Genomic DNA, 13,122 nt, shown 5'->3' with positions numbered 1-13,122 from the left:
TTGGAGCGACACACGAGGTTCGAACTCGTGACCTCAACCTTGGCAAGGTTGCGCTCTACCAACTGAGCTAGTGTCGCAAGTGGTTGCGGGGGCCGGATTTGAACCAACGACCTTCGGGTTATGAGCCCGACGAGCTACCAAGCTGCTCCACCCCGCGTCCGATTTTTTCACCGATAAAGTTCGATGACAACTTAAATTTGGAGCGACACACGAGGTTCGAACTCGTGACCTCAACCTTGGCAAGGTTGCGCTCTACCAACTGAGCTAGTGTCGCATTGGTTGCGGGGGCCGGATTTGAACCAACGACCTTCGGGTTATGAGCCCGACGAGCTACCAAGCTGCTCCACCCCGCGTCCGATTTTCACCGAAAGGAAATAAACTCGTTATCCCCTTTCGAGGCTGCGCATTATACGACTAAATTTTCAGGATGCAATATACTTTCAAGAAAAAAATATGACAAACACAAACAAACGCCCATTAAATCATCATATTGTAAAAATATTCTCTCGATAGTACTTTAATTCAGCAATAGAATCGCGAATATCATCTAATGCTAAATGGCTACCTTTCTTACTAAAGCCATTTAATACTTCAGGCTGCCAACGTCGAGCCAATTCTTTAATTGTGCTCACATCCAAATAGCGATAATGGAAGTAGGCTTCAAGCTCTGGCATATGCTTATACAGAAAACGACGATCTTGACCTATGCTATTTCCGCAAATTGGCGATGCGCCTTTAGGTACCCACTTTTCCAGAAATTCGATCGTTTGTCGAACAGCTTCTTGCTCTGTAATCTTACTTTGACGAATTCGCTCAACTAAACCACTATTAGTGTGTGTTGTTGTGCACCAGTCATCCATCTTCGCCAATTCTTCTTCTGGCTGATGGATTGCTAGCACAGGACCTTCAGCTAAAATATTTAATTGTGCATCTGTCACAATGGTCGCTATTTCTATGATTTTATGGGTTTCTGGATCCAATCCAGTCATTTCTAAATCGATCCAAATTAGATTCTGCTCATTGATTGTCATGAGATATTGCCTATTTTGTGACTAAACCATGTATGATAATACCGAAAGCCAACCCAAACTGAACGATATTCTTGTGGCAAAAAAGAAAAAATTAACCCAAAGTCAGAGCCGTCGTGTACGCTCGAACCAAAATAAGCGCTTGAACAAAGAGCGTGATACCGTCCAATGGGATGAAGCCTTACTCGAAAGTCCTCGTGAAGGTCTGGTGATCACTCGTTTCGGCCAACATGCTGATATCGAAGATCTAGAGACCCACAAAGTGCACCGTTGTAACCTTCGTCGTAGCATTCGCAGCCTCGTCTCTGGAGATCGCGTAGTCTGGCGTCCAGGCGTTGAAGCATTACAGGGTATCGCAGGTGTTGTTGAAGCGGTGCATGAGCGTCAATCCGTATTAACCCGTCCTGATTACTATGATGGTGTAAAAGCGGTTGCCGCAAATGTGGATCTTATCGTAATTGTCTCGGCTATCTTGCCAGAGCTCTCACTAAATATTATCGACCGTTACCTAATTGCAGCAGAAACCGTTGAAATTGAACCACTCATTGTGCTCAACAAAATCGACCTGCTCGATAAAGAACAGCGTCAACAGGTCGAAGAGACTCTGTCGTTATACCAAGATATTGGCTATAACATTCGTTATGTCAGCACCGAAACAGGTGAAGGCATGGATGAATTAAAGCAAGATTTAAAAAATCATACGACCATTTTTGCAGGCCAATCAGGTGTAGGTAAATCCAGCATGGTTAATACCTTAATGCCAGAAGTTGATGCGGAAGTGGGCGATGTTTCTGAAAACTCAGGATTAGGCCAACATACCACCACAGCAGCTCGCCTTTACCACTTTGAAGATGGCGGCGATCTGATCGACTCACCAGGGGTACGTGAATTTGGTTTGTGGCATCTTGAGCCAGAACATGTAACCAAAGCCTTTGTGGAATTTCGTAACTACCTAGGCGGTTGTAAGTTCCGAGATTGTAAACACAAAGATGATCCAGGCTGCATTCTTCGAGAAGCAGTAGAAGATGGTCATATTAACCAAGAACGTTTTGACAGCTACCATCGTATTATCGAGAGCATGTCTGAAAACGTGGCTAATCGTCAGTTCTCTCGCAATAAGAGTGCTGAGTAAGTCAAATATTACCTGTAAACTCTGAGTATAGTCACTCAGAGTTTACCTAATTCCCTCACACTCCACCTACCCCACTGTATGATTGATTGGTATTAATGCCATATTTAGGTATCATAAACGGTTATAGTTATTCACAAATGTAACGAAAGAATAACTATCACATTGATATATTAAGAATTTCTGGAATTCATACCGTGCTTGATAACATTAAAATTGGCCTACAATACTGTGCGCCGAAACATGCTTTAACTCGCCTTGCTGGCAAATTAGCAAGCTGGAAAGGTGGCAAACTAACAACCGCTGTAATCCGTTGGTTTATTAAGCAATACAAAATTGAGATGGCTGAAGCGCGTAACCCTGATCCAGCGGCTTATGCTACATTCAATGATTTCTTTGTGCGTGAACTTAAAGACGGTGCTCGTCCAATAAATGATGATGCCAACATTGTCTGTTTCCCTGCCGATGCTTGTGTCAGCCAACTAGGCCCAATCAAAGAAGGTCGTCTATTTCAGGCGAAAGGTCACTACTTTGATACTCGTGAACTGGTTGGTGGTGATAACGAATTAGCAGAACGCTTTACCGATGGCAGTTTCGCAACACTCTATTTATCACCAAGAGATTATCACCGAGTACACATGCCATGTGACGGTACTTTACGCCAAATGATCTATATTCCAGGTGATTTGTTCTCGGTTAATCCACTAACGGCTGAAAATGTCCCGAACTTATTTGCTCGCAACGAGCGTGTAGTTTGTGTTTTTGATACCGACTTTGGTCCTATGGTACAAATTCTTGTTGGTGCAACTATCGTAGGCAGCATCGAAACAGTATGGGCTGGAACGGTAACCCCACCAACAGGACCAAGTATTCGACGTTGGGATTATGCACCAACAGGTGAAACTTCTGTTGTTTTGAAAAAAGGCCAAGAAATGGGTCGATTCAAATTAGGCTCAACGGTTATCAATTTATTCAGTAAGGATGCCGTACATTTTGTTGAAAGCCTTCAATCAGGCACTGTAACTCGTATGGGTCAACCTTATGCAGAAATCAACCAACAATCTGAGTCAGAGCAATAAGCCGCGACAGAGATAACATTTTCTAACAAAAGGAGCCATTTGAGCTCCTTTTTTATTTAGAAAAATTGATATAACTCGGCGAAAAAACAATCAAAAAATGAGTATTCTGGTCATAGTTATTCTATTAATCAGGCCAGTTCTATGAAAAGATTCCCCGTTGCACGACTGATCAAATTACTGATCGCTTTTGGTATCCCATTGCTGGTACTTATGATGCCGATCGATAACATTCCACTTGAAAACCTTACCTTAATTCAGCACCGTCTTCTTGCTATATTCCTATTAGCGGCATTACTTTGGGTATTAGAACCCGTTCCTGTATTCGCGACATCCATTTTGATCATTGCTCTGGAACTTATCATGATTTCAGATAAAGGGTTACATTGGTTTCGCCAACCTCCAACAGGGCATGAAATGGGGGATATGCTTGCTTACACCGATATTTTCGGCGCTTTCTCTTCACCCATTATTATTCTTTTTATGGGGGGATTTGCGTTAGCGATTGCTGCTTCAAAATATGAACTCGATAATAATTTGGCTCGTGTTTTACTCAAACCTTTTGGCCAGCAACCTCGTTTTATTATGTTAGGCCTGATGCTAATAACCGCTGTTTTTTCTATGTTTATGTCTAACACAGCGACAACCGTGATGATGCTTGCTCTACTTGCCCCTATTATTGCATCTGTCCCTAAAGGCGATATTGGTATCAAAGCATTAGTTTTGTGTATCCCAATTGCAGCCAATACAGGGGGTATTGCAACACCAATAGGTACACCACCTAATGCCATCGCTTTGCAGTACTTAACCGGAGAAAATACTATAAGCTTCCTTGATTGGATGATGATGGGCCTGCCTTTTGTCATAGTCCAACTGGCTTTTGCTTGGTGGTTACTGCAAAAGCTGTTTCCATCATCCCAACCAACCATGACATTACAACTTAATGGCCAATTTCAAACTAGCTGGCAAGCGATTGTTGTCTATGCCACTTTTGCCTTAACCATACTACTTTGGATGACCACCGCTCTACACGGCATGAATTCGTATGTTGTGGCAATTATTCCTTTAGCCATTTTCACCTTAACAGGCATCATGGGCAAAGAAGAGCTCAAACTGATTAACTGGGATGTGCTGTGGTTGGTTGCCGGAGGTATTGCTATCGGTTTAGGCCTTGATAAAACAGGACTCGCTAAAGAACTTGCCCATGCCATTGATTACAATACCCTAACCCCATTTGCGGTGGTCTTAAGCTTGTCACTGATCTGCTGGCTGATGGCAAACTTTATGTCGAATACCGCAACAGCCAACCTATTAATGCCTATTGCCGCAGCGGTGACAACCTCGATGGAAAGCCTATCTAGCATGGGAGGATTACAAGGTGTCTTGATTGTCGTTGCTTTCTCGGCTTCACTTGGCATGATTCTACCTGTATCAACGCCTCCTAACTCTTTAGCTTATTCAACTGGATTAATTGAAACTAAAGATATGGCAAAAGCAGGCATTATTATTGGACTTGTAGGCTTAGCCATTGTCTATCTCGCCCTTCTTATTTTGAATTGATACTATTCGGCTTAGGTCTAACCATCCCCCAATAAGCCTAAGCCGATTTAGATCACACTTCATCAAATGAATAAACCCGTTCAATCATTATTTCCTTAGGTATTTTCCCTTTAAGCCGAAAACATCAACAGATTGTTTATTCCTTATAAGATTTATTTTTATAAAAGAATTCCACTTGGCTTAATATCGAGAAACCTATGAGATACACCATAAAACTAAAAATCCAGATTGCGATTGGTGTCATCATCGCAACTGTAAGTGCAGTGCAAGCCACGCTTTCCATCACTCAGCTTCGCAATGAAACCACGCAAGAAGTCACGAACCAAATGACGGCAATTGGCCATGCGACCAGTAACTATATCGGCGATTGGTTAAAAACTCGCAGTGATATGATGCTAGCGAATGAGCCTCTGATTGCAAATCAAGATGATGTTGATAGAGAGTTACTCCTCACCAAACATGCGGGACATTTTTTGTCTGTTTATGGTGGATTTAGTGACGGCACCATAGCCTATGGTGACAAAACTGAAGATTGGCCAGCTGGATATGATCCAAGAAACCGCCCATGGTATCAAAACGCAATGAAGACTAATCAGCTTACGATCACTGAACCCTATCAAGACTTTGATGGTAGCCTAGTGGTGAGCTTAGCTAAGTCGTTTAAGGGGAAAAAACAAGGGGTCTTAGCTGCCGATCTTACCGTCACACATATTATTCAGCAGGTTCTTAACCTCAAGCTCGATAATGATGGCTATGCTTTATTACTTGATGGTAATAACAAAATTGTCGCCTACAAAGATGAAGCGCTAAGCCAGAAACCAGCGACTCAGTTAGATGACGAATTAACACCTCAACTGCTTAATAGTCTCGAACAACAGCAAAGCATCGGTACGATAACCTTAACTAACGGTCAAGAAAAACTGATCGCTGTTAGCCCGATTGCTGGAACCGATTGGAAACTGGTCGTCGTCGAAGATAAAACATTAGCGTACGCATCTATTGGTGAACAAGCTACCTTTGTGATTATCGCCTCGATTATCCTCTACATTATCATTGCAGTTATTGCGACCTTAGTGATTAATAACCTACTGCGTCCTCTAAAAGATTTATCCGTTTCGGTACAACAACTGTCACAAGGTAATGGCGATCTTACCCAACGTATTGATGTTCAGCGTATGGATGAAATTGGTGAACTGGCAACCTACATGAATCAGTTTCTTGCCCAGCTCCAAGATATGATCCAAGGCATCGCCAAGCATTCTTTAAGCTTGAAAGAAAATGCCGATCTTTCAGCTCAACAAACGCAACAAGCCAACCAAAAAGTAGCTAGCCAGCAAAATGATGTAAACCAGATAGCAACAGCGATCCATGAGATGTCAGCAACCTCAGCGGAAGTTGCAAGTCATGCCGAGATGACCGCATCAGCAGCTCAAGCATCAACCACCGCCTGTGAAGAAGGTCAGCAAGTTATTGGTGAAAACCGTCAAGCCATTACTTCTTTAGCCAATCAAGTACAAGATGCAGCGGCAGTGATTCATGAGCTGGAAAGTAATGCCCAAAATATCAATCAGATCCTATCAACGATTCAAGGCATTGCCGAACAAACCAATCTACTGGCTTTAAATGCGGCAATTGAAGCAGCACGAGCAGGAGAACAAGGTCGCGGCTTTGCTGTTGTGGCCGATGAGGTGCGAGTTCTAAGTCAACGTACTCACGATTCCACCGAAGAGATCCGCACGATGATCGATACCTTGCAACAAAACACACGCCAAGCTGTTGAGACCATGGAAGCAAGTACAGGTCTTGCCGATCAAAGTGTTGGATTTGCAGAAGCGGCCAGCGAAAGCCTTAATCAAATTACCATTGCTATTACGGAAATTTCGGATATGGCGACCCATATTGCCAGCGCAGCGGAAGAACAACGAGCGGTCAGTGAAGATATCAGCCGTAATACACAGGCAATTCGTGATGTTGCAGAACATTTAGCAGTGCAGACTGAAGAAGCAACAGAAAGCGCCAACAATATGAGTGAAGCGGCGGCAGCAATGCGCACTGACGTCTCTCGTTTTAAAGTCTAATACTGTTATTAGTACTCTTAATCCAAAAGCCAGACTATTGAGTCTGGCTTTTTGTTTCAAGATAGAAGCAATATCACTAGAGTTAATTAAAAACACTCAAGATTCACTGGTCTCATCTGTTTGATTTTCAGTTATGCGCTACACTAGATACGCTAGGTATATTAAGGAAAAAACATGAAAAAAATAACAGCATCCGCAACTTGTTTATCTTTAGCTCTTTTATTTGCAGGCCAAGTACAAGCCGAAGGTTGGGGTTATGGTGAAGCTAACGGTCCAGAACATTGGGGTGAGGTTGCGCCACTATGTGCAACTGGGGTAAACCAGTCGCCAATCAATATCACCAAGGCAACTCAAGCTAACTTGCTGCCATTGCGCATAGACTACCAAGGAAAAGTGACTCAATTAGTGAATAATGGCCACACTATCGAAGCCTTGGTTAGCGGTAAAAATGATGTGATCATCAATGGTGATACTTACCACTTAAAGCAGTTTCACTTTCATACCCCATCTGAAAACCTCATTGACGGAAAACAGTACCCACTCGAAGCGCATTTTGTAAATGCTGATGATAAAGGAAAGCTTGCTGTTATCTCTGTGATGTTTGAAATTGGTCCTCGAGCCAATAGCGATCTGGACGCACTGCTCAATGAGATTCCAGAAAAGGGGCAAACCATAGAGATCAAACAAGACCTAACACCAGGAGCATTACTACCACGCGATCGAGAGTATTATCAATTTAATGGTTCACTAACGACACCACCATGTACTGAAGGCGTTCGTTGGTATGTTATGCAAGAACATCAAACCAGTTCGAAAGAACAAACAGAGATGCTGCATGCCGTTATGGGTAATAACAACCGCCCAACCCAACCACTCAATGCCCGTGTAATATTAGATGAGTAAAAATCTAAAGCGTGACAAAATTCTCACCATTTTATTTTATTAATTGAGAATAGTTTGCATTTAACTCGTAAGCATCGTATTCTCATCAGACGGCAAGAAACTGTCAGCAATAACTCTGATGGTGGTAAAAATAGTCAATCTTGGAATCCTAACTAAAGCTTACTATTTGCTCTCTGATTACAGCACCTTCCCCCTAAATTGGGTGCATTCTTCAAATAGAAGAGACTAAAAAAGCGCAGTAGACCTCTGTTTACTGCGCCTTTTCTTGCTCATTATAAAAAATTAAGCAATATCAACGGGAAACGCTGTTACTTGATCAATATGTTTAAGGCCAAGAGCAAGCATGATCAAACGGTCGATACCCAACGCGACACCTGCACAATCAGGGAAGCCAGCACGAAGCGCATTGACCAAATTCATATCGATAGGTTGCGGCTCAAGTCCCATCTCGATGCGTTTGTGATTATCAGCTTCAAAACGAATCAACTGCTCATCACCATTAGCCAATTCATGGAAACCATTCGCAAGTTCGATGCCTTTAAAATAGACCTCAAATCGCTCTGCAACACGATTATCGGTTGGATTGATCTGAGCTAAAGCCGCTTGTGACGCCGGAAAATCATAGACAAATGCAGGAACCTTTTGACCAATTTTCCCCTCAATCCCAATACTAAATAACAGTTGTAATAAAGTATCACGATCCTCTTCAGGCTCTGCGATATCAGACAAACCTAATTTCGCGGCCGCTTGTTTTAGCTCAAGCATAGAACCTTCTAATGGGCAGACGCCAAGCACATTAAGAAATGCTTGCTGATAACTCATCCGTTCAGCTTGCTGACACCCTAGAATTAATTGCAGCAACTCATCCATTTCATCCATCAACTGATGATGATCAAAACCAGGGCGATACCACTCTAGCATGGTAAATTCAGGGTTATGATAGCGACCCGATTCTTCATTTCGAAATGACTTACAGATCTGGTAAATCGCCCCACTTCCCGCCGAGAGCAATCGCTTCATATGAAATTCTGGGCTGGTCATTAAATACAGAATTTGTCCATCCGCAAATCCTGGTCCAACAAATTCCGTTTTAAAGGTATGAAGATGAATATCTGTCACAGTAGCCTGACTCATCGCAGGCGTATCCACTTCGAGCACATCTCGTTGGTAGAAAAACTGGCGAATTGCTGCAATTAATTTCGCTCGTTGTTTTAGCATCGCAACATCGGCGGTCGGTTGCCAGGTCATCTGCATAGTCAAATACTCACATTCATATCAATTAAGGGCGAAATTTTAGCAAAACCGCAGAAAAAACTCAGTTAAAAGCCGGGTTATTTTCCGATTACAGCCATAAGTCATCATAAATATGAATGGTTGTTAAAATAAAAGAACAGATTACCAAGGTCAGACCATACAACTAAAAAACCTTTCAAAAACGAACGAACAAACAAAAAAGATCATGATTTTTACATTTTTAACTTTTAACCTGATTGCTTTCGGCAAATGCTTTCATAAATATTGAAAATAAATAAAAAAAATAAATCAAAACAAAACACACAAAAAACGTATTACATACAAAAATTACACTTTTAAAACATTACCCAACATTAATAAAACATTACAAGTTGTGACTATAATCACATTTTTTGTAATCAACTTACACTTTTGGATTATTTAAGTTAGAAAGCTGCGTCTAAATCAAATTTTCTTGCTCGTTTGTTTCATAAAATATCGTCAGGATTTCAAGGAAAGTGCTCTTGATGCACTTTTGTTAACAATTTTTATCGTCTTACCTTCGGAGGATAGCTGTGAAGACTATTACCACAGATATCGCTGTAATCGGCGCAGGTGGTGCAGGCCTACGTGCTGCGATCGCTGCTGCAGAAGCAAACCCAGATCTAGAAATCGCACTGATCTCAAAAGTGTATCCAATGCGTTCTCACACTGTAGCGGCAGAAGGTGGTTCAGCTGCAGTAATTAAAGATGAAGACAGCTTAGACAACCACTTCAACGATACCGTTGGCGGTGGTGACTGGCTATGTGAGCAAGACGTTGTTGAATACTTCGTTGAAAATGCCACTCGCGAAATGACCCAGCTAGAGCAATGGGGTTGTCCATGGAGCCGTAAAGAAAACGGTGAAGTGAACGTTCGTCGTTTCGGTGGTATGAAAGTAGAGCGTACTTGGTTTGCAGCCGATAAGACTGGCTTCCATATGCTTCACACTCTATTCCAAACTTCAATCAAGTACACTCAAATCAATCGTTTTGATGAGTACTTTGTTGTTGATCTACTTGTAGATGAAGGTCAAGTTCAAGGTCTTGTGGCAATCCACATGTCTGAAGGCGAACTGATCTGTATTAAAGCTAAATCCGTTATTCTTGCAACGGGTGGCGCAGGCCGAGTGTACAACTGTAACACTAACGGCGGTATCGTTACTGGCGATGGTATGGCTATGGCTTACCGTCACGGTGTACCACTACGTGATATGGAATTCGTTCAATACCACCCAACAGGTCTTCCAGGTACAGGTATCCTGATGACTGAAGGTTGTCGTGGTGAAGGCGGTATCATCGTAAACAAAAATGGTTACCGTTATCTACAAGACTACGGCATGGGTCCTGAAACACCAGTTGGCGAGCCAAAGAACAAGTACATGGAACTAGGTCCTCGTGACAAAGTTTCACAAGCATTCTGGCATGAGCAGCAAAAAGGTAACACTATCAAGCACCCTCTTGGTGATGTAGTACACCTAGATCTTCGTCACCTAGGTGAAGAGTACTTGCACGAGCGTCTACCATTTATCTGTGAGCTAGCAAAAGCATACGTAAACGTAGATCCAGCAAAAGAGCCAATTCCAATTCGTCCAACCGTGCACTACACCATGGGTGGTATCGAAACAAACAGCCATAACGAAACTCGTATTAAGGGTCTGTTCGCTGTTGGTGAATGTTCATCTGTTGGTCTTCACGGTGCTAACCGTCTAGGTTCAAACTCACTAGCAGAGCTTGTAGTATTCGGTCGCCTAGCTGGTGAAGGTGCTGCAGAGCGTGCTTCTGAGTTCAAAGGTTGGAATGACGCGGCTATCGCAGAACAAATTCAAGCAGTTCAAGACCGTATTGATGTTCTAATGAACCAAGAAGGTAACGAGAACTGGGCAGATATCCGTACTGAAATGGGTCACACCATGGAAGCAGGTTGTGGTATCTACCGTCAAGAAGATCTAATGCAAGCGACTATCGATAAGCTAGCTGAGCTACGTGAGCGCTATAAGCACATTAGCATCAAAGACAAAGGTAAAGTATTTAACACTGACCTACTTTACGCAATCGAGATTGGTTACGGTCTAGAAGTAGCACAAGCTATGGTTCACTCAGCGATTCTACGTCGTGAGTCTCGTGGTGCGCACCAACGTCTAGACGAAGGTTGTACTGAGCGTGATGATCAGAACTTCTTAAAGCATACTCTAGCTTATTACAATGGTGATGAAGCACCTCGCATTGAATACAGCGATGTGACAATCACTAAATCTCAGCCAAAAGCACGTCTATATGGTGCAGCAGCTGAAGAAGCAGCAGCCAAAGAAGCAGCAGAGCAGCAAGAGAAGGAGCAGGCATAATGGCAGACAATCGCATTCAAAAAGTAGACATTCTGCGTTATGACCCAGAGCACGATGCAGAACCGTATTTAGAAACATTCGAAGTACCGTTTAACGAAACTATGTCTGTGCTAGATGCACTAGGTTACATCAAAGATAACCTAGACAAAGATCTAGCTTACCGCTGGTCTTGCCGTATGGCGATCTGTGGTTCTTGCGGCATGATGGTAAACAATGTACCTAAGCTTGCATGTAAGACATTCTTACGTGAATACCCTGAAGGTCTTAAGATTGAACCATTAGCGAACTTTGCTATTGAGAAAGACTTAATCGTTGATATGACTCCATTTATTGAGCGTCTAGAAGCAATTAAGCCATACATCATTGGTAACGGTCGTACTCCTGAAGATGGTCCAAACCTACAGACTCCTGAGCAAATGGCAAAATATAAGCAATTTGCAGGTTGTATCAACTGTGGTCTTTGCTACGCAGCATGTCCTCAGTTTGGTTTAAACCCTGAGTTTATTGGTCCAGCTGCGCTAACTCTTGCTCACCGCTACAACCTAGATAGCCGTGACAATGGTTCACAAGAGCGTATGGAACTGATTAATGGTGAAAACGGCGCTTGGGGCTGTACTTTTGTTGGTTACTGTTCAGAAGTATGTCCAAAACACGTAGATCCAGCAGCAGCGGTAAACCAAGGCAAAGTTGAATCTTCTAAAGATTTCGTTATTGCCATGCTAAAACCTCAGGAGGCATAAGGATGAGCAATCGTAAACCTTACGTTCGCGAAATGAAGCGCACTTGGTGGAAAGACAGTTCTTTTTACCGCTTCTACATGATTCGTGAAGCAACAATACTACCCCTAATTTTCTTCACTATCTGTCTAACTTTTGGTTTAGGTAGCTTAGTGAAAGGTCCTGAAGCATGGCAGAGCTGGCTAGACTTCATGGCAAACCCAATTGTGATCCTTTTGAACATCCTAGCGCTTGCTGGTAGCTTGTTCCATGCGTTCACTTACTTCAACATGATGCCACAAGTAATGCCTATCCAAATTAAGGGCAAGAAAGTGGATAAGAAAATCATCATCTTGGCTCAATGGGCTGTAGTTGCAGTGATTTCAGTCGTTGTTCTAGCGCTAGTTTAAGGAGAGTATCGTGGTAAATCTACATCCAAAACGTTCTGATGAGCCAGTATGGTGGAGTCTGTTTGGTGCTGGCGGTACTTGGTTTGCAATGATTACTCCAGTAACAGTTCTTGTTCTTGGTATCATGGTTCCACTAGGCATGATTGACCCAGAAGCAATGAGCTACGAGCGAGTAAGCAGCTTTGCAACAAGCTTTATCGGTGCACTATTTATTATTGCTACCCTATCACTACCAATGTGGCATGCGATGCACCGTCTACACCACGGTATGCACGACCTTAAGTTCCATACAGGTACGGTAGGTAAAGTTGCTTGTTATGCGACAGCATTCTTGGTAACTGCACTGTCTATCATCTTTGTCTTTATGATCTAATCATCCAAGATGAAGATAAGAAAAAGCACCCAATTGGGTGCTTTTTTTATGTCTTTTCTTTGCTTCAACCCCAAACAACAGACATAAAAAAAGGCCGCTAAGCGATAATGCCGTTCACTTAAGAGTGAACGGCATTCTTTTTCTTGGGATACCGTTGGGGTCTTGGCTTAACTGCCCTTGGAAAAGATCTTTCCCTTCGCCCTTCAAGAATTAAACTTTCAGCCATAGCATG

At 42.7% G+C, this 13,122-nt stretch carries 11 protein-coding genes and 4 tRNA genes; 9 read left to right on the top strand and 6 right to left on the bottom strand.

What is annotated here, in order from left to right; translation table 11 throughout:
- Nucleotide 1: 1 nt before the first annotated feature.
- The 5 genes from CTN07_RS21400 to orn all read right to left on the bottom strand — a co-directional run bounded on the left by CTN07_RS21400 (nt 2) and on the right by orn (nt 1,031).
- Nucleotides 2-77 (bottom strand) — tRNA-Gly (locus CTN07_RS21400).
- A 3-nt stretch (nt 78-80) separates the two neighbouring features.
- Nucleotides 81-157, bottom strand: a tRNA-Met gene (locus tag CTN07_RS21395).
- Nucleotides 158-198: 41 nt separating this feature from the next.
- Nucleotides 199-274, bottom strand: a tRNA-Gly gene (locus tag CTN07_RS21390).
- 2 nt (nt 275-276) lie between these two features.
- Nucleotides 277-353, bottom strand: a tRNA-Met gene (locus CTN07_RS21385).
- Nucleotides 354-485: 132 nt separating this feature from the next.
- Entirely contained in the window at nt 486-1,031 is a 546-nt protein-coding gene (gene orn, locus CTN07_RS21380) for an oligoribonuclease (protein ID WP_036764515.1), read from the bottom strand.
- A 73-nt stretch (nt 1,032-1,104) separates the two neighbouring features.
- Here orn and rsgA point away from each other — a divergent pair, with 73 nt between their 5' ends.
- The 5 genes from rsgA (at nt 1,105) to CTN07_RS21355 (ending at nt 7,774) form a co-directional block, all read left to right on the top strand.
- A complete protein-coding gene (rsgA, locus tag CTN07_RS21375) occupies nt 1,105-2,160 on the top strand; it encodes a small ribosomal subunit biogenesis GTPase RsgA (RefSeq protein ID WP_036765166.1) in 1,056 nt (351 codons plus the stop codon).
- A gap of 194 nt (nt 2,161-2,354) precedes the next feature.
- Entirely contained in the window at nt 2,355-3,236 is an 882-nt protein-coding gene (gene asd / locus CTN07_RS21370) for an archaetidylserine decarboxylase (RefSeq protein ID WP_005301673.1), read from the top strand.
- 141 nt (nt 3,237-3,377) lie between these two features.
- Complete coding sequence (locus CTN07_RS21365) at nt 3,378-4,793, top strand: SLC13 family permease (protein WP_005301674.1); 1,416 nt, start codon at nt 3,378-3,380, stop codon at nt 4,791-4,793.
- Between the two features lie 197 nt (nt 4,794-4,990).
- Nucleotides 4,991-6,871 carry a methyl-accepting chemotaxis protein gene (locus CTN07_RS21360; RefSeq protein ID WP_005301677.1) on the top strand — a complete coding sequence of 627 codons (1,881 nt, stop codon included), beginning with the start codon at nt 4,991-4,993 and terminating at the stop codon, nt 6,869-6,871.
- A 174-nt stretch (nt 6,872-7,045) separates the two neighbouring features.
- Nucleotides 7,046-7,774, top strand: coding sequence for a carbonic anhydrase (locus tag CTN07_RS21355; protein ID WP_005301680.1), 729 nt, complete (start codon nt 7,046-7,048; stop codon nt 7,772-7,774).
- A gap of 282 nt (nt 7,775-8,056) precedes the next feature.
- Here CTN07_RS21355 and epmA read toward each other — a convergent pair whose 3' ends face one another.
- Nucleotides 8,057-9,028: an elongation factor P--(R)-beta-lysine ligase gene (epmA, locus tag CTN07_RS21350; RefSeq protein ID WP_005301683.1), complete on the bottom strand. Its 972-nt coding sequence runs from the start codon at nt 9,026-9,028 to the stop codon at nt 8,057-8,059.
- 554 nt (nt 9,029-9,582) lie between these two features.
- Here epmA and frdA point away from each other — a divergent pair.
- Genes frdA through frdD form a run of 4 tightly spaced genes read left to right on the top strand, consistent with a single transcriptional unit; the run spans nt 9,583 to nt 12,890 of the window.
- Nucleotides 9,583-11,391 carry a fumarate reductase (quinol) flavoprotein subunit gene (frdA, locus tag CTN07_RS21345; RefSeq protein WP_005301684.1) on the top strand — a complete coding sequence of 603 codons (1,809 nt, stop codon included), beginning with the start codon at nt 9,583-9,585 and terminating at the stop codon, nt 11,389-11,391.
- Nucleotides 11,391-12,131 (top strand): succinate dehydrogenase/fumarate reductase iron-sulfur subunit, encoded by a 741-nt coding sequence (locus CTN07_RS21340; protein WP_005301689.1) that lies wholly within the window; start codon nt 11,391-11,393, stop codon nt 12,129-12,131. Before frdA ends, CTN07_RS21340 begins: the two co-directional genes overlap by 1 nt.
- A 2-nt stretch (nt 12,132-12,133) precedes the next feature.
- Nucleotides 12,134-12,517, top strand: a complete 384-nt coding sequence (gene frdC / locus CTN07_RS21335; RefSeq protein WP_005301692.1) for a fumarate reductase subunit FrdC — start codon at nt 12,134-12,136, stop codon at nt 12,515-12,517.
- A 10-nt stretch (nt 12,518-12,527) separates the two neighbouring features.
- A complete protein-coding gene (gene frdD / locus CTN07_RS21330; protein ID WP_005301695.1) occupies nt 12,528-12,890 on the top strand; it encodes a fumarate reductase subunit FrdD in 363 nt (120 codons plus the stop codon).
- Nucleotides 12,891-13,122: the final 232 nt, after the last annotated feature.

The sequence above is a fragment of the Photobacterium damselae genome (genome assembly GCF_003026815.1).
Classification (GTDB): Bacteria; Pseudomonadota; Gammaproteobacteria; order Enterobacterales; family Vibrionaceae; genus Photobacterium; species Photobacterium damselae.
Note: the sequence above shows the minus strand (reverse complement) of the source record. Positions and strands in the feature narration are given on the sequence as shown.